Annotated in this window: 20 protein-coding genes; 10 read left to right on the top strand and 10 right to left on the bottom strand. The window is 67.2% G+C overall.

Going from position 1 to position 16,301, the window contains the following annotated elements:
* Positions 1–4: 4 nt before the first annotated feature.
* The 10 genes from brxC to IPJ61_RS07815 all read right to left on the bottom strand — a co-directional run bounded on the left by brxC (position 5) and on the right by IPJ61_RS07815 (position 8,280).
* A complete protein-coding gene (gene brxC, locus IPJ61_RS07860) occupies positions 5–3,535 on the bottom strand; it encodes a BREX system P-loop protein BrxC (RefSeq protein WP_297105091.1) in 3,531 nt (1,176 codons plus the stop codon).
* A gap of 5 nt (positions 3,536–3,540) precedes the next feature.
* A complete protein-coding gene (locus IPJ61_RS07855; RefSeq protein WP_297105088.1) occupies positions 3,541–4,137 on the bottom strand; it encodes a DUF1788 domain-containing protein in 597 nt (198 codons plus the stop codon).
* Positions 4,137–4,757, bottom strand: coding sequence for a DUF1819 family protein (locus IPJ61_RS07850; protein ID WP_297105085.1), 621 nt, complete (start codon positions 4,755–4,757; stop codon positions 4,137–4,139). The genes IPJ61_RS07855 and IPJ61_RS07850 overlap by 1 nt, the downstream gene beginning before the upstream one ends.
* Before the next feature lie 89 nt (positions 4,758–4,846).
* On the bottom strand, positions 4,847–5,047 hold the full coding sequence (locus IPJ61_RS07845) for a helix-turn-helix domain-containing protein (RefSeq protein ID WP_128773205.1): 201 nt from the start codon (positions 5,045–5,047) through the stop codon (positions 4,847–4,849).
* 134 nt (positions 5,048–5,181) lie between these two features.
* Positions 5,182–5,688 (bottom strand): alpha/beta hydrolase family protein, encoded by a 507-nt coding sequence (locus IPJ61_RS07840; RefSeq protein WP_297105610.1) that lies wholly within the window; start codon positions 5,686–5,688, stop codon positions 5,182–5,184.
* Positions 5,580–6,317, bottom strand: coding sequence for a hypothetical protein (locus IPJ61_RS07835; RefSeq protein ID WP_297105641.1), 738 nt, complete (start codon positions 6,315–6,317; stop codon positions 5,580–5,582). The genes IPJ61_RS07840 and IPJ61_RS07835 overlap by 109 nt, the downstream gene beginning before the upstream one ends.
* The gene (locus IPJ61_RS07830) at positions 6,314–6,955 is read right to left on the bottom strand and encodes a DUF6545 domain-containing protein (protein WP_297105078.1); all 642 of its coding nucleotides are present in this window, start codon (positions 6,953–6,955) and stop codon (positions 6,314–6,316) included. Before IPJ61_RS07830 ends, IPJ61_RS07835 begins: the two co-directional genes overlap by 4 nt.
* Entirely contained in the window at positions 6,952–7,326 is a 375-nt protein-coding gene (locus IPJ61_RS07825; protein WP_297105076.1) for a hypothetical protein, read from the bottom strand. The genes IPJ61_RS07830 and IPJ61_RS07825 overlap by 4 nt, the downstream gene beginning before the upstream one ends.
* A complete protein-coding gene (locus IPJ61_RS07820) occupies positions 7,323–7,787 on the bottom strand; it encodes a hypothetical protein (RefSeq protein WP_297105073.1) in 465 nt (154 codons plus the stop codon). Before IPJ61_RS07820 ends, IPJ61_RS07825 begins: the two co-directional genes overlap by 4 nt.
* Before the next feature lie 61 nt (positions 7,788–7,848).
* Positions 7,849–8,280: a hypothetical protein gene (locus tag IPJ61_RS07815; RefSeq protein WP_297105070.1), complete on the bottom strand. Its 432-nt coding sequence runs from the start codon at positions 8,278–8,280 to the stop codon at positions 7,849–7,851.
* Between the two features lie 311 nt (positions 8,281–8,591).
* Here IPJ61_RS07815 and IPJ61_RS07810 point away from each other — a divergent pair, with 311 nt between their 5' ends.
* The 10 genes from IPJ61_RS07810 (at position 8,592) to IPJ61_RS07765 (ending at position 16,288) form a co-directional block, all read left to right on the top strand.
* Positions 8,592–9,680 (top strand): ImmA/IrrE family metallo-endopeptidase, encoded by a 1,089-nt coding sequence (locus IPJ61_RS07810; protein ID WP_297105066.1) that lies wholly within the window; start codon positions 8,592–8,594, stop codon positions 9,678–9,680.
* 106 nt (positions 9,681–9,786) lie between these two features.
* The gene (locus IPJ61_RS07805) at positions 9,787–10,611 is read left to right on the top strand and encodes a bifunctional DNA primase/polymerase (protein WP_297105063.1); all 825 of its coding nucleotides are present in this window, start codon (positions 9,787–9,789) and stop codon (positions 10,609–10,611) included.
* Entirely contained in the window at positions 10,611–11,297 is a 687-nt protein-coding gene (locus IPJ61_RS07800) for a helix-turn-helix domain-containing protein (protein WP_297105060.1), read from the top strand. The genes IPJ61_RS07805 and IPJ61_RS07800 overlap by 1 nt, the downstream gene beginning before the upstream one ends.
* Positions 11,294–11,704: a hypothetical protein gene (locus IPJ61_RS07795; RefSeq protein WP_297105057.1), complete on the top strand. Its 411-nt coding sequence runs from the start codon at positions 11,294–11,296 to the stop codon at positions 11,702–11,704. Before IPJ61_RS07800 ends, IPJ61_RS07795 begins: the two co-directional genes overlap by 4 nt.
* A gap of 92 nt (positions 11,705–11,796) precedes the next feature.
* The gene (locus tag IPJ61_RS07790) at positions 11,797–12,672 is read left to right on the top strand and encodes a hypothetical protein (protein ID WP_297105054.1); all 876 of its coding nucleotides are present in this window, start codon (positions 11,797–11,799) and stop codon (positions 12,670–12,672) included.
* Positions 12,669–13,343: a ParB N-terminal domain-containing protein gene (locus tag IPJ61_RS07785; protein WP_297105051.1), complete on the top strand. Its 675-nt coding sequence runs from the start codon at positions 12,669–12,671 to the stop codon at positions 13,341–13,343. Before IPJ61_RS07790 ends, IPJ61_RS07785 begins: the two co-directional genes overlap by 4 nt.
* A gap of 7 nt (positions 13,344–13,350) precedes the next feature.
* Positions 13,351–13,665: a hypothetical protein gene (locus IPJ61_RS07780; RefSeq protein ID WP_297105047.1), complete on the top strand. Its 315-nt coding sequence runs from the start codon at positions 13,351–13,353 to the stop codon at positions 13,663–13,665.
* A 36-nt stretch (positions 13,666–13,701) separates the two neighbouring features.
* Positions 13,702–14,394, top strand: a complete 693-nt coding sequence (locus IPJ61_RS07775) for a hypothetical protein (protein WP_297105044.1) — start codon at positions 13,702–13,704, stop codon at positions 14,392–14,394.
* A gap of 11 nt (positions 14,395–14,405) precedes the next feature.
* Positions 14,406–16,022: a M23 family metallopeptidase gene (locus IPJ61_RS07770; protein WP_297105041.1), complete on the top strand. Its 1,617-nt coding sequence runs from the start codon at positions 14,406–14,408 to the stop codon at positions 16,020–16,022.
* Entirely contained in the window at positions 16,022–16,288 is a 267-nt protein-coding gene (locus tag IPJ61_RS07765; RefSeq protein WP_297105038.1) for a DUF6112 family protein, read from the top strand. The genes IPJ61_RS07770 and IPJ61_RS07765 overlap by 1 nt, the downstream gene beginning before the upstream one ends.
* Positions 16,289–16,301: the final 13 nt, after the last annotated feature.

The following is a 16,301-nucleotide window of genomic DNA, read 5'->3' as shown; positions in this document are numbered from 1 at the left end:
TCTCCTACAGCGCGATGCGCTTGTCGTCGTTGAGAGCCTGGACCAGTGCTACGCGCAGCGCGTCGAGGTAGCGATCGATGTCTTCTTCGGTCTCCAGCACCCCGTGTATGCCGGGGGCACTGATGCTCTTGACCGAGACGGTCTGCTTCTTGATCGGTGTCGGCTCGTCGCTATCGTTTGCAGTGCTGACGCTTGGGGACGCGGCGAGTTGGTCGAGGATGGCTGGGTAGGTGCGTTCCTCGAAGGTGTTCGCGATCTCGCGGACGACGGCGATCTGGTTCTCCCGGCTGATCCGATCGAGGATCGCGTTGACCTTCTGGCTCACGCTTCGCTGTGCGTCGTCCGTGGCCTTCAGATAGATCGTGCTGGTCTGTAGAGGCGCCCACCGGGAGTCGATCTCCAAGACTGCTCCATCACGGTTGGCTGCGAGCGCTTCGTCGATGCGGGATTGGAGCTCGACGGCGGCTGCCTTGAGTTTGGTCATCCGGTTACCGCGGAAGGCTTGTGGATCGGCGAGGAGCTGCGCCACCTCCTGACTGCTGCCCGAGGGGAGGTAGTTGAGGTTGCTGGCGTTGTCGGCGAGCAGCTGGGTCGCCTCGTCAAAAATCTTGCGCTGAGCGCCTCGCTGCTTCTCGTCACCGAAGAAGGCTTGGATCGGGTCGATGATGTCGGTCTTCGCATCGAGCAGATCGTCCGCGAGCGCGAAGTCGCTCAGGTACCAGTCGTCAGGCTTGCCAACCACGGATTCCAGCAGTGCGATGGGGGCTTCGAGCTGAGTCACGAAGGGGTACTTCGAGCCGCTGACTCGCGCCTTGAGCTCCTCACACTTGGCGCGGAGGCGTTCGCTCGCGTGCCGGGCCAGTTCGAGCGGGTCCTTCGGCGCCGTGGGCTCATCAAAGAAGTCCGTACAGAAGGTGCGCAGCGCTGCGATCTTGCGCTGGTCGAACGTCTTCTGCGGGGCGACGACGGCATGGGAGTGCTTCTGTGTGTTGCGCAACACGGCGGCGACTTCGCTGCGCTTAAGGGTGTTCGAGTCGACGGTGAGGGTGATCTTCGAGGTGCCGACGAGCCAAGCCGTGACGCACTCGATAGAGGGAAGGTCCCAGCCGTAGGGCTTGGCCTGGAAGTGATCGACGATCTTCTTGACGGTGACTTGCTCACCGAGCCGGTCTCGTTGCAGCAGGTACGACAGCACCTCATCAGCCGGTGCGGCGAGCGCGTGGATCGAGGAGTCGTCGATCATCGCGGACTGGTCGGGGTTCGCGAACCCAGCGACTTGCTGCTCGGAGTAGGTGCGCCCGCCGAGGAGGCTGAGCTGCGTGTAGGTGCGAGCGATGAGATCCTGGAATCCCTCGGTAATCCGGGTGAGCGCGTCCTCCGAACCCGCTGTGAGGTCTGCGGCATTGATCACGAGACCGGCGCGTCCGACGGCGCGGCGGATGCGCTCGACCAGTTCCTTCTCCCGTTGGGCGTTCTGGGTTGCCTTGGCGCGCAGAATCTGTTCCTCGACCGGCGACAGCGAGCTGGTCTGCTTGCGCTTGGTGTACTTCTCGGTCTTGATCAGCAGCCGGAGGTCCGCCAGCACCCGGTCGTCGGGGGCCAGGATCACGCGCAGTTCGTCCTTGCCTGCCGAGTGCATCCGAATCTCCTCCGGTCCGTAGGGGTACTCGGGAGTGATGAAGTGCACTGAGAGTTCACGCTGCTGGCCGAATGCCTGGTCGTCGAGTTTGTACCCGAACGCAAAGTCCTGACCGTTTTTGGCGTAGCGGAGTTTGGAGGTCTTGATGACATCGCCGGAGAGGATCTTGTTCAGCCGAGTTGAGACTTCGGAGGAGTCGATCTCGACGTTCTTGATCTCTTCCTCGATCACCTGTTCTTCGTTGGTCAGGTACTCGTAGAGGTTGCCGTTGCGCTGCACGTACGTCTGCGTCTCCAAGAGCGTGAGCGCTTCCTGGACCTGCTTGGACAAGGCGGGTAGATCAAGCCCGAACCGGTCATACATCAGCACGGTCAGGTTGCGCGGGGTGGCTTGGAAGCTCTCGACATACTTCACCAGGAAGAGTGCCTTGAGGAGCCGTACCGCGAGCTTGGTGACCGGTGAGCCGCTGTCGGGGAGGTCACGCTCGGCACGGTCGATAGAGCGTTGGGCTGCGGATTTCAACGAAGCACGGATACCGGCGAACATGGCGTCGAAGGTGGCCAGCGAGCCGATCTCGACATCGCCGATGTCCTTGGCGACCTGCTGCACGACGCCGAGCATGGAGCGCTCGCCGACGGAGCTGTTGCGGCCCTCGAACACGTTGTGGTCGGAGATGCCCTCGATCGCCGCTTGGAACAGCGGGAACTGATAGCTCACGAACGGGTAGGTGCCGACGAAGTGGCCCTCGTCGGTGAAGTTGCGATATGTCTTCGCGCCGTCAACGAAGTCGAACAGGGTCTTGAAATTCGCCGACTCCTGCGCGTAGACGGCTTCGAGGACCTGGGTGCCCTTGTCGTTCTTCTCCAGGAGGCGTTTGCGGATGACCTCTTCCACGTCAGCGGAGGTGAGCTTCACTCGGGTCTTGAACCGGGCCTGAATCTTCGAGAAGTCGTTGCCCTGCTGCTTGGTGCGGTCGCCGACAACCTTGTCCATGTCCTCCTGCGAGGTCACGAACACCCAGGCTCGGCCGCCGCACTTCGTGTTCAGAGACTCGGCGATGGTCTGAAGGTTCAGCATCAGGTGTGTGTTGGAGCCGATGAACTGTCCAACCTCATCGACGAAGAAGTTCAGTCGGTAGCCCGCGGGCTGCTTGTCCAGCCATGCGCGGACCTCGTCGGCGAAGTCCTCGATCGACACCGAGTAGGTGTCTTGGTACGTCTTGAGGATGTCGGGTGTGTTCGTCGCGTCAAGTCCGGTGATCTGGGCGTATGCCTCGTTGACCTGGCGGCGTACGGTCGGGAGCCCGAAGCTCGGGCGGCGCTCCACCCAGTCACGTCCCGACACCGCACGGAACGCGTCCTTGAAAGCGTCGAGCTGGCCCTCGTCGTCGAGCTGCCGCTCAAACCGCGCGATGTGGCCCTGATCGCCGTAGTAGCCGCGGGACTCGTCGAAGACCTTCACGAAGACCCGCAGCAGGGCATCAGTCTGGTCCTTGCTGATCAGGGTGGCCTTCTGGTCGATGTTGAACAGCAGGCTCTTCGCCGGGATGCGCTCGGCCTTGTTGAGCAGCGGCGGAAGGAAGGCATCCGTCGCCTTGGCGCGGAAGCTTTCTGAGACGCGTTCACGGGGGAAATCGTCGCCTTCCACGTCGCCGAGGAGGTGCGCGAGCATCTTCAACAGGTGCGACTTACCGGAGCCGAAGAAGCCGGAGATCCAGACACCGTTGGCGTTGGTGTAGTTGGTGTAGGCCTCAAGCAGGATTTCGAGCCCCTTGGCGGCCTCGTTGGTCAGGACGTACTCGTCGACCTCGGTGCCCAGGTGGGCAACGTCATCAGCCTTGATGACGCCCTCGATGGGCCGCTGAACGTCCTTGGCGAAAATCTCAGTGAGGTGCATGGCGGTCACGGTTCCTGTTCCAGAATGTTCTTGGCGCGGTAGTACTTGTCGTCCTTCAACCTGCCGAACAGCACCAGCGATGAGCCGAGCGTGTCGGACTGCTCGTAGCGGCCGGGAAAGAACATGAGCATCGGTCGGCCCACCACGACGCTCTGCAAGTTGTTGAGCACGTTGTGGGAGCGGATGTAGGGGAAGACCTCGCCGATCCCGGTCAGGAACACGATGTCGAAGTCGCCGTCTGCGAGTCGTGCTCGGATCGCTGGTGCGAGGTGCTGCTGCGGGTTGAGCATGGACTGCAACATTTCGGTGAACTCGACCTTGTCCAGTTCGGGCTCGACCTCAAGCACCTCGTCCCAGTCTCCACGCGCCTTGAGCACCTCGACCGAAAGGTCGTAAAGGTTGATCTCGCGGACCTCGATGCCGCTGCTGGCCAGACGGTTCTTGACTCGCTTCTTCGCCTTGGCCACATCGAGAGCATGTTCCGGCTCGTACGGGTATATGAAGAACGGGACCTCGTTCGACAATCCCTCCATCTTCAAGAAGCGATCGCCACTGAGCACCGCAAACAGATGCTCTTCCTGGCGAGTGAGTTCATGGGACATCACAGCGCGACCTCCTTGTTGTCACGAGTGGGGAGGAACCGAACGTCGCTTTGAACCTGTGCATCGAGCGCATCTCGGACTCGCTCGGACAAGGGTGCATGGACGATCTCATCGTCAACGAGCAAGCCGGCCTCGGTCAGCATCCTGAACACCGTCGACCGGAGCTTCTGCAACGTCGAGTCCTTCACCTCAGCGAGTTCCGGGTGCCATAGGGCCTTGCCGCGAACGAAGCTGTCGAAGTCGTCATAGCCCAACGTGGGGGTGAGCAGCAGGAAGCGTTCGCGCACAACTTCCTCGGCGAAGTCGCCGATGAACGCGTAGCGGCGGCATGCCGCAATCCACATCAGGTGACCGCGTTCACTGGGGCTGGCGTCTTGCAGCAGGTCCAGTTCGGCGTCCGTGAGCACCGCCAAGCGCTGGGCCACCTCGCGTGCCAGCCGGAACCCCGACGAGGCCGTTCGAGCCTGGAGCAGGTTCTCTGCACGGAGCCGATTGCGGACCGCGTTCCAGTCACGAACCTCAAGGAACAGCGGCGCGGCGATGACCGCCTCCCGAGTCAGGAGGGCACCGCTGGTGAAGGACAGGGCGTATCGGTCATGTCCCTGAGACGCGATGCTCATCTGGTGCCTCCTTCCGATTTTGGGCAGTGGATCAGGATATGGGGTGCCACCGACAAAGTGTCAGCGGCGACTCGAAGCGAGCGAAGCGCTCACCCCGGCGGAGAGGGGTCGGAGTCGGCGGCAGCACCACCTCGGCGCACCCAGTCGTCGATCTCGCTGGCTTGGAACTTCCAGAGGCGTCCGACCTTGTGGGCGGGCATGGCCTTCTCGGCGATCCAGGTGTAGACGGTGTCTTTGGTGACCCCGAGGTGGGCGGCGATGTCGTCTGCGGACAGCCACGGCTCAGCCACGTTGGTCCTCCCTCGCTCTATGGCCAGGCAGGCCAACACTCACGATGATACCGGCGGAGGTACGGCTTGAGTGGGGTTTCTCCGGGCGTGGCCGAACGAGATGGGTGCCGAGGTTGGTCGCTCCGTTCAGCCGATCAGCGTGGGACACGCGCCTGGAGCCAGGCGGTCACTGCGTCCTGCCATCGGTCGGGGTCGGTGTTCCAGCAGAGCGTGTGGCCGGCGTCGAAGGTCTCCAACTCAATGATGTCCGGGCGGGCGTTTCGGAGTGCTTGTGAGAGCTGGAGCGGTACGGAGTCGTCTCGGGTGCCGTGGAGGATCAGGGTCGACGTGGTGAGGTCTGCGGCTCGAGCGGTCCAGTTGAAGGAGCGGAGTGGGATGCGGTCTGGCAGGCCTGTCGCGCGTGCCAGTGCGCCGCTGGTGAGCCACGGGATCGCGAGGTGTCCGGCTGCTACGGGTATTCCGCTTCGGGCGCAGTTGGTCTTGATGACTTCGGTCCAGTTGAGGACTGGTGAGTCGAGTACGAGTGCGGCGATCAGCCCTTGGTGTCGGGGGTGGTCGGTGAGTTGGAGGGCGATGGCGGCCCCCATCGACCAGCCAAAGAGCACGACTTGCTGCGCTCCGCGTCGAACGGCGTATCCGATAGCTTCGTCAACGTCGCTCGTCTCGGTGTGGCCGAGGGTTGTTCGGCCGGTGCCGACTCGTGGCCCTTCTGTGGTGTGCGGTGGCTGACGACGAGGGAGGTGTAGCCGAGTTCGGTTGCGGCGAGGACGCCGCGGAGGGTGCCGGCGCGGGTGCTGCCGAGGCCGTGGATGTGGATTGCCCAGGTCGATGGGTCGCCGTCGATGCGCCAGGCCGGGCAGCTTCCTGCGGGGGTCGTGATGGTGATGTTGCGTGCGTCGAGTCCGGCCTCGTGCGGGGTCGCGTAGTAGATGCCGCTCCACGAGGTGCGATCACCGGCTCTCGGCGCGAGGTCTGAGGCTGTTCCAGTGATCAGTCGCGCGATGCGGGTTGGCCCGCGGTCGTGGACTTCTGCGGCGAGCTGTGCCCAGCCGCCGTGCTCGAACCAGAGGTTGTAGATGCCGTGCGCGGTGGTCTGCTCGGTTCGGTCGAGAACGATCAGGTCGCCATTGTCGTCGTGCTCAACGCTGCGGATGGTGAGGTCGAACGTGCGTGGGCCGACGGGTGCCGTGAGTCGCCGCGCGATGGTCCACCCGAGCCCGGCAGCCGCTGCCGCCGCGATCCCGCCGCCAAGCACGATGCGGCCGATCACGCTCCACGCTCCTCAACGTCGGGAACGGGCAAGGTCGCTGCGAGGGCGCTATCGCTTCCGACGAGGTGGCTCTCGGCGCGTTCGAGTAGGTCGCGGTCGTCGGTGCTGATGTCGAAGGTGATGCGGGGGTCGATCATCGCGTCGCGGATTTCGACGATCACTCGGTGGAGGTGTCCTTCGGGGTCTTCGCTGTTGGCGGCGAGGGGGTCGGCCTGGCTCAGCCCGGGTCGCGCGCGTGTCGCTCGGAGCCAGAGCGGCTCCAGCTGCGCCGTGAACGAGATCGTGTTCCGTCGTCGGGCGCGGTGCTGGGCTCGGCGGACGGCGGGCTGGACCGCGAACCCGGCGCAGAGGAAAACGAAAGTGAGGACGGACAGCGGATCGTAGGCGGCCTGGATGACGTGCATGAGGTCGAGGTGGTCGGCGGCGTGGGCGATGTCCATGACGATTACGGCGAGGCAGAGCGTGACACCGAACGCCGATCCCAGGCTGAGCAGCGCGGCGGGGAGGCGCTGGATGCCGGCGCTGTGCCGATACTGCCGGGCTGCGAGGACGAGCATCGTCGCGATGACGAGTGCTCCGTAGCTGAAGTTGATGATTGAGTAGACCGCTGCTGCTGGCTGTGCGCCGAGGTCGCTCATGAATCGTGTGGTGGTGGTGCCGCGGTCGATGAACAGGAACGATGCGGTGATCGCGAGTAGCGCGATGAGCAGGACATGGGTGCGCTGACGGCGGCGCGGACGAACCTGGGCCGGTACTCGCCGGACTTCATGACGCCGCGCCCGAGGAAGAACAGCCCGGTCATCAGGAGCGCGTCCGCGATCAGCGTCGCGATGTTCGTGCCGCCGAGGCGCGGATCGACGACCGTGTAGATGCCATCGACGTTCAGGGTCATCGCGATGGCGATGGTGATCGCGGCGTAGGTGATGCTGCGGTCGGTGCGTTTGCGGCGGAAGATGAGCAGGCTCGCCACGAGCGCCCACATGAGCGTCGCGACGAGCGTCTGGATCATCCGAAGACCTCCGAGTAGGCCGTCTCGGCGAACACCGATCCTCGGATGCCGGCGGCGAGCCGGTCGGCGAGGGACTCGGCGGCAATCTCGGTTTCGCTGTCGAGGTCTTGCCGAGTGAGCAGGCGTGCGCGGGTGTACGGCGGGATGTTGGGCAGCAGTGCTTCCTCGACGGCGCAGTCGTCGCCGTCGCAGTGCCCGAGGATCATGTGAGCAAGCTCGTGGAGCACGAACTGCTGGCGATGGAGTGCGGAGTCGCTGCGGGCGTGGAGCACGAAGTCTTCGGCGTCGGTGGAGAGCAATGCCGCGCAAAGGCCGTCGTGGGCGTCGAGGTCTGCGAGTTCGACGATGCGGAGCCGCCGGTGCCGCCGGTCTTGGACGGTGTGGCGGAGGTTGTCGAAGGTGAAAGTGTTGCCGAGATGAAGGCCCGCGACGGCCGCCGATACGGTCTGTTCGATATTCACGGTTCGCCCCTTGTCTGTGGGGAGCAGAGACCGGTATCGGCTCCGTGTCGTGCGGTACCGGTCAGTGCTCGGGCATGTGTGTCATTTCCTCGTCCAGGAACTTGGTGATGGCATTGAGTGCTTTCGGCGAGATGTCGCCGAGTGTGCGCGCTGCGTAGGACTTCACCTTCGCTGCCCGCATGGACCGAACCAGATCGAGCTGCGCTGAGACCTTCTCGGGGGTAGCGGCACCGTTCTCACCGAGCAGGAACGCGGCGTCCACGCCGAAGAACGCGGCCAGCCCCTCGAAGACGGCGGGGTCTTGGACGTAGCGGTGGCCGTTGACCATGTACGTCCAGCGCGACCGCGACAGGTTGGTGCCTCGTTCGCGGAGGTAGTCGGCGATCTGCGAGTAGGTCGGTTCCGTGCCGGACTCGGCGACGGCGACATCCATCAGGAGCCGCAGACGCTTGGCGAGGTCTTCGGCCGCAGCCTGGCTCTCGTCTTCGGTCATAACGGTGACCCCCTTCCCTTCGCGACGGGCAAGGCATCCATGTGATCCACCCCGGAGGGTGGTTGTGCATGCTCAAACCTACTCGTTGAGCATGCACAAATCAAGGCTTGCGCATGCTCAACGGTCGGTGTTAGAACAGGACTCCAGGACATTTTGAGCATGCTCAATGCTGCGTCCCGGTCTCGGCTCGGGCTGCCTCAGGGAGGTGAACGATGTCCAGCTCACGGTCCGGGCGCGGGTGTTCGCGCCTACCTGCCAGGTGTACCGCCGCGCGCAATCTTGGCGCGGCCCGCCGAAGAGGAGGCCGGAGCATGGCATCGAACGAGGACGCCCGCGCGGCGCGAGAGGCGAAGCTCGACGAGCTGCACGAGAAGCTGACCGGCGCGGTCGAGTCGCTGGTCTCGGGTGACGACTGGCGGCAGGCGCTGGCCTTCGCGGCACGGTTCCGGTCGCGGTCGTTCAACAACACGATGCTGATCTGGGTGCAGCACGAGGCGGCGTTCGAGGCGGGCCGGGTGCCGGAGCCCTTCCCGACTCTGGTTGCCGGGTACCGGCAGTGGCAGGGGCTCGGGCGGCAGGTGATGAAGGGCCAGCCGGGCTACATGATCTTCGCGCCCGTGACGGGCCGGTTCGCCTCGTCCAATCCTGCCGATCCGAACTCGTGGCGGCGGCTCGGGCCGAGGGAGAAGCCGAAGGCCGGCGAGGTGGTGCGCTCGCGGATGGTCGGAGCGCGCCCGGCCTACGTGTGGGATGCCTCCCAGACCGACGGAGAACCATTGCCAGTTCCGCCCGCTCCGACGCTGCTGGAAGGTGAAGCACCTGCGGGGCTGTGGGAGGGGTTGGCCGGGCAGATTCGCGGCGCGGGGTTCGAGGTGCTGCGGGTGCCGCACGAGGGGATGATCTCCGGCGCGAACGGCATGACCGACTACGAGGCGCGCACGGTCGCGGTGCGGGAGAACATGGACCCTGCCGCGCAGGTCAAGACCCTCGCGCACGAACTGGCGCACGTGGTGATGCACGATCCCGACGACGAGGAAGCCCGGCAGCATCGCGGCATCCGCGAGGTCGAAGCCGAGTCCGTCGCGCTGATGATCGGTGCCGCGCACGGCATGGACACCGCCGGGTACACGATCCCGTACGTCTCGACCTGGGCCGCCCGCGTGGACGGCCAAGAGCCCGCCCAGGTGGTGCAGGCCACCGGCGAACGCGTCCGCAAGACCGCGCTGACGATCCTCGACCAGCTCGACACCCTCCAGATCGGCGACGGCACCCCACCCGGACTCGAACGCGACACACCCGCGCGCGGCTCGGCCGCCGTGAAGCAGGCGGCGTCTCCCGCGCCGTCGGCGGAGCGGGAGCGTCCGTCGGGTGTGCCGGTGCTGGCGGGGCGGGGGCTGTGATGCCCGACCCATTCGATGTCCTTGCCGCGCTGATTCGCGCGGATGGTTCACCGAGCCTCCCGGTGGCGGCGCGCAGCCTCGCTTCGGCGGGCGTGCCCGTGTTCCCGTGCCTGCCCGGGGGGAAGCGTCCGCTGACCCGCCGCGGGTTCCTCGACGCGAGCAGCGACCCGCGCAGGTCGCCGCGTGGTGGTCGCGCACCCCGAACGCGAACATCGGCATCCCGACCGGCGCCACATCCGGTGTCGTCGTGGTGGATGTCGATGTCCACGGGCCTACCGATGGCCGCGTGGCATGGAAGCGCGCTGCTGACGCGGGGCTCGTCAGCGGAGCGGGTCTGCTGGTGCGCACCCCAACCGGTGGTACGCACGCGTACTTCCCGGCGACGCCGGGCAGGGAGCAGCGGTCGTGGCAGGCCGCCGCCGCGGGGGTCGATTTCCGGGGCGATGGTGGCTACATCATCGCCCCTCCCTCCCAACGGATTATCGACGGCAGCGTGAAGCGGTACCGGGTCGCCGACCTCGCTGCGCACTCGGTCGGCCCCGTGGACGCGGTCCGGTTGCGGGACTTCCTCGACCCACGCCCCGTGGCCCCCGCACGACCCAGCACCGGCCAGGTGGGTGTGGATGCTGAACGACTGGGCGCATGGGTCGCCGGGCGCGGTGAGGGCGAACGGAACCGCTCGCTGTTCTGGGCCGCCTGCCGCCTCGCGGAGAACGGCATCTCACCAGGTGACGCGCTCGATGCTCTGGGTGCCGCGGCGCAGTCGGTGGGCCTGAGTGATCGCGAGATCACCACGACGGTGCGCTCCGCCTACCGTGCCACCCAGCCCACCTCCGAAGGCCCGTCGCACGGCGGGACGCGGAGCAGGGATCGGTGGTGCGACCGCGCCGGGAACACGCCATCGGCCGTGTCGGGGCGGGCGGGCCTGTGATGCGTGAGGTCAAGGCGCGACGTTGGGCCGCGTTGACGGCGGTCGCCGGGACGGTGTTCATCGCCGCTGGCGCGTTCTGGCTGTCCTTCACCTCGCTGGCCGATCTCGCCGCACGCTCTGGGATCGGGGCCGGGCAGGCGTGGGCCTGGCCGCTGATCGTGGACGGCATCATCGTCGTCGCCACGGTCGCCGTCGTCGCTCTCGCCGGGCAGCGTTCGGCCTGGTATCCGTGGGCGCTGCTGGTCGGCGGCGCGCTCGTCTCGGTGACGGCGAACGCCATCCACGCCGTCGTCGCCGCAGACGCCGACGTGCCACGCATCCTCGCCGCATCCGTCGCCGCCGTCCCGCCTGTCGTGCTGCTCGCGATCACCCACCTCACCGTCATCCTGACCCGCACTCCCGAGACCAGGCCGGAGGCCCGGCTGTCGCGTCGTTCCCGGCGGTCGCCGGGCGAAGCCACGCACGCGCTGCCCTCCGGCGACCTAGACCTGAGCACTCCTGACGACGGCAGCACGGCGGCGGATCGGCGGGCTCGGGGCTGGGAACTGCGGGAGGCCGGCTGGTCGAACAAAAGGATCGCCCGCGAGCTGGGCGTGCATCCCTCGACGGTGGGCCGCTGGTTCGCCGTCGCGCACCTGACCGGCACAACCGACACCGCCGACGAGCGGGAGGAGACGACCCCATGAACACCACCGACAACCCCCAGCAGCACCACGACACGAACCTGCCCGATCCAGCGCGCCCGGTGCCCAGCGAGCCGCGCGAGCGTCCCGAGCCTCTGGAAGCAGCGACGGCACCGGAGGCGGTGCGGGCCGCGCAGGTCGCCCGCGAGGACAAGCAGCACGCGATCGTTCGCGGTCGGGGCGTGGAGTGGGTGCGCCCGACCGACCTGATCGCCCGACACTCGGCACACGCCGCCGGGCGTGGTCTGGACTTCCAGGCCGAGCTGGCACGCCGCACCCGCACCCCGATCGGTGCCGGTGTCCGTCGCCTCGGGGACCGTGCCCGGCGGCTGCCGCCGATCTCAGCGTTTGGCCGCAGCACCGCCCCGCAGACCCGGCAGGTGTCCCGGTCCGGGGTCTCGATGAGCTGAGCGTGGTGACAGGTCATGACCCCGACGGCATCGGCAGGAGGACGCGCTCGTGGGAGCGAGTGCGCACCTGCCTGCCAGGAGGTGCCGACACCATGACCACAACCACCACCGGCTTTCCAGAACCGGCTGAGGACTTCACGACCAGCGAAGGGCTACGTGCCCTGTTGATCCGGCTGTATGAGGGTGGTGAGGATGCCTGGGTTCACGACCCGGTGGCCCGCGACCTGATGGAGTTCGCCGCCGACAAGTACCGAGCACTGGCACGCAAGCACAAGCTCGACACCTGGGAGGCCGTCGCGGCGGCGTTCGACGCGATGCAGTACCGCTCGACCCGCGAAGCCAACGACCCGTGGGCGATCATCACCCACGCCGTGCGGATCACCTGCGTCTACGAGGAACGCGCCCAAGGCCTGCTCTGCTCGGTGCACCAGGCCCGCCGCGCGCACGTCTCGGCGTTCCACGACCCCGAACGATTCTCCGACCGCGACACCGCGCTGGCCGACTACCATCCCGCGTTCCACACCACCGACACCCACCCCTCCGACATCGACACCGAGCCCCGCGACGTTCTCGGGTCGGCGCAGGCGTGCATGTCCGCCGGATCGGCGGCCGAGGATGCGATCGCGATCTTGTGCCTGCTCGACTGGCCCGCCGACACCGCCCGTGCCTCGGTGGAACACGTCTGCGGCGCGTTGATGAAGGCTGGCACCCGCCAGTCCGCCTACGAGGCACTCCGCCGCGACCGCCACGCCCGGGCACTGCTCGATCTGCCGCGCCGCTCCTGGACCGCCCTGCTCAAAGCACTGCTCGGGAACCCGCACCCGGCCTACGCGGCCACCACGACCGGGCGCGGCGTGCTGCTGCGGCTGCTGCTCGGCGAGACCCTCGACCTGCTGCTCCGCGACGACGACCTGATCCTCGCGCTCGCACTTGCCGCTCCGAGTGGTGGAGGCGGTGAGTCGTCGTGACCGAGCCGCAGATCGGCAGCATCCAGCTCGACCGCACCGTCGATTCGATCCTCGTCGGCACACGGCACCGCGCCGACCTCGGCGACATCGACGCGCTGGCCGCGTCCATCGAACGCGACGGCCTCCTGCAACCGCTGACCATCACCATCGACGGCGTGCTCGTCTGCGGAGCCCGACGCCTCGCCGCCATCAAACGGCTCGGCTGGCGCACCGTCAACGTGTGGGTGCGAAGCGGCCTGTCGGACCGGCTCGGGCAGCTCCTCGCCGAGCAGGACGACAACATGCTCCACAAGCCCTACACCCAGCTCGAAGCCGCCGGTCTCTACCGCGAGATCAAGCAGGTCATGGCCGAAGACGCCGCCCGCCGCAAGGCCGCAACCCAGTTCAGCAGCGAGAACCAGCCAGGTGATGACGGTCCCGGAAAATTTCCGGGACCGTCAGGTGCACTCGGCGACGCACGAGAACTCGCCGCTGCGATGATCCCCGGCGGCGCGTCGTACAAGACTGGAGAAGATCGGCTACCTCGAAGACATCGCCAACAACCCCGCTCAGCCCGAGACGTTGCGCGCCGAGGCCGCCGCCGGGCTGGAGCGGATCGAGGCCGGCGATCCGGTGCATCCGATCTACCAAGCGATCCGCGAATCTGCCGAGACCGCCGCGCAGGCGCGTGAGGCGACGATGCACGCCCGCGCCGAGGATGCCGTCGCACGCGCCAACGCCATGAAGAAGGGCAAGAAGCCCAAGCCGCGACTCAAGCCGCTCGTGCCCGACGACGCACCGCCCGTGCAGTACCCAGTGCGGGCGTTCGTCCAGACCTGGGGCGAACTGGCCAACTGGTGGACCCACTACGACGCCGACACCCTCGCGCGCGAGCTGACCGACGAGCAGTTCGACAACTTCCTCGCCACCGTCGAAGGCACCACCCGCTTCGCCGCCGCACTCCACGCCGCCCGCGACGACACCGCCGTGCGGCCACGCCTGCGCGCACTCTGACCACCGGCACGGGCAGCGGGTGCGCACCTGCTCGGCATGAGCCCTGCACCCCCTGATCCCTCGAATCGTCGCCGACTCGTCGCCCTCATCGCCGCCGGTATCGTCCTGCTGCTCCTGGCTGGCGTCGGCATCTACGGACTTCTCACCGGCCCCCGCACCACGGCCACCAGCACTGACGATCCGAAACCAGGACCGGTCACGACGGCACCGCCCCGGTGGCCGCCGGGCACGCCCGAGCCGCCGCGGGTTCCGGCGGTGCCGCGTTCCGCCGACCCGGCGACGTTCGCCCAGGGGGTCGCGTCCACGCTCTTCTCGTGGGACACCGCCTCGGGGTTGTGGCCGCTGGACTACACCTCGGCGATCCTCGCGGTCGGTGACCCCAGCGGAGACGAACAAGCCGGGCTCGCCTCCGACGTGGCCGCGTACCTGCCGAACCGGGACGCCTGGATCGAGCTGCGCCAGTACGCCACCACCCAGCACCTCACCATCGACACCGCCTACATCCCCGACGCCTGGGCCGACGCCGTCGAGCAGGCACAGCCCGGACAGCTCGCCCCTGGAACGGTCGCGGTCACGATCGAGGGCACCCGCCACCGCGAAGGCGTCTGGAACGGGCAGCCGGTCACCTCGCAACACGAGGTGACGTTCACCGTGTTCGTCGTCTGCGCACCGACCTATCCGACCTGCCACCTGCTGCGGTTGTCGCAGCTCGACAACCCGCTGCGCTGACAGGTGGCGTCGTGTTCCGCAAACTCGCCATCGCAGCCCTCGCGCTTATGTTCTTCGCACCCGCCGCCACACTGCTCGGAATTGGCGTGCTGATGAACCCCGCCGCCGCCCACTGCGTCACCCCCGCAGGGACTGTGAACCTCGGCCCGATCCCGGACTCGCTCACCGTGACCACCGCGAACGGTGAGACCTCCACCCTCAATCGTCAGCAGCTCACCCACGCGGCCACGATCATCGCCATCGGCAACGGCCAAGGCGAGGTAGGACGGCCCGGAATCAAGATCGCGCTCATGGCCGCGCTCACCGAGTCCACGTTGCGGATGCTCACCAACACCGGCACCTACCCCGAGTCGGCGAACTATCCCAACGACGGCAACGGCTCCGACCATGACAGCCTCGGCCTGTTCCAGATGCGCCCCCAATCCGGCTGGGGCACCGTCGCCGAACTCATGGACCCCACCTACCAAGCCCGCGCGTTCTTCGGCGGACCGACCGGCCCGAACTACCCCTCACCGCGCGGCCTGCTCGACATCCCCGGCTGGCAGCAGATGGACCCCGGCTCCGCCGCCCAAGCCGTCGAGGTCTCCGCCTACCCCGACCGCTACCGCAACTACGAACCCGTCGCCGAAACCATCCTCACCGCCCTCACCAGCAGCCGCGGGCCTGGGCTCGGAGCAAGTGGCCCCGCAGTGGTGTCGTCGCGGGTGGTGTTCCCACTGCCCGAGGGCACCTGGGTGCTGACCTCCCCGTTCGGGATGCGAACGCACCCGATCACCGGGGAACGGAAGCTGCACACCGGCACCGACTTCGCCGCACCCGACGGCACCCCGATCCTCGCCGCCGCCGACGGCGTAGTCACCGTCGCGGAGTTCTCCGGCGGCTACGGCGGCCTCATCGTCATCGAGCACACCATCGACGGCCAGACCGTCGCCACCGCCTACGCGCACATGTGGCAGCACGGCATCCACGTCCACGCCGGAGACCGAGTGAGCGCCGGGCAGCACATCGGCGATGTCGGCAGCTCGGGCATGAGCACCGGAGCCCACCTGCACTTCGAGGTCCGCCCCGGCGGCACCAACAGTGAGGCCATCGACGCCGCCGCCTGGCTCAACCAGCACGGAGCCGCGAACCTCCCCACCGCGACCAGCGGATCACCAGCCGCCTGCAACACCGCCGGCACGCCCGGCGCGCCAGGCGGCGTCGACGGAGACCCCGACCGGCTCGTCGACGATCCCACCAGCAACGGCAAGATCACCGCCCGGATGCTGCACCTCTACCAGCAGACCCTCACCGCGTTCCCCGACACCGGCTGGGGCTGCTACTCACCCCGCCCCGGCACGAAGTCCGAGCATCCCCTCGGCCGCGCCTGCGACATCACCTTCGGCAACCAGATCGGCCAACGCCCCAACCCCGCGCAGCTCGAAGCCGGGTGGCGAGTCACGAACTGGATGAAAGACAACGCCGACGTACTCGGCGTCCAGTACCTCATCTGGCAAGGCCAAATCTGGTCCCTCGCCCGAGACGCCGACGGCTGGCGCCCCTACAACGGCGGCGGCATGCACGACCCCGCCTCCATCACCGGTGGCCACTACGACCACCTCCACGTCACAGTCAAAGTGGGTGCGTGATGGGCGTCTTTCCCGACTTCGACGGCCTCGGCGGCATCGGAGACCTCCGTGCCATCGTCGGCGCGCTCTTGACCTTCGTCCTCATCGTCGCCGTCCTCATGCTGATCGTCTCGGCGATCGTGTGGGCCATCGCGACCGCCCACGGCAACTACGCCACTGCCAGCAAAGGACGCACCGGAGTCCTCGTATCCCTCGGTGCCGCCGTCCTTGCCGGAGGCGGCGTCGCCTGGATGAACTGGCTCCTCAACCTCGGGCAACAACTCTGAGCCGCAACCCCCA

Origin of the sequence: Tessaracoccus sp. (genome assembly GCF_016714275.1) — a bacterium.
Lineage (GTDB): Bacteria > Actinomycetota > Actinomycetes > Propionibacteriales > Propionibacteriaceae > Arachnia.
This window is presented reverse-complemented; position numbering and strand designations above follow the sequence as displayed.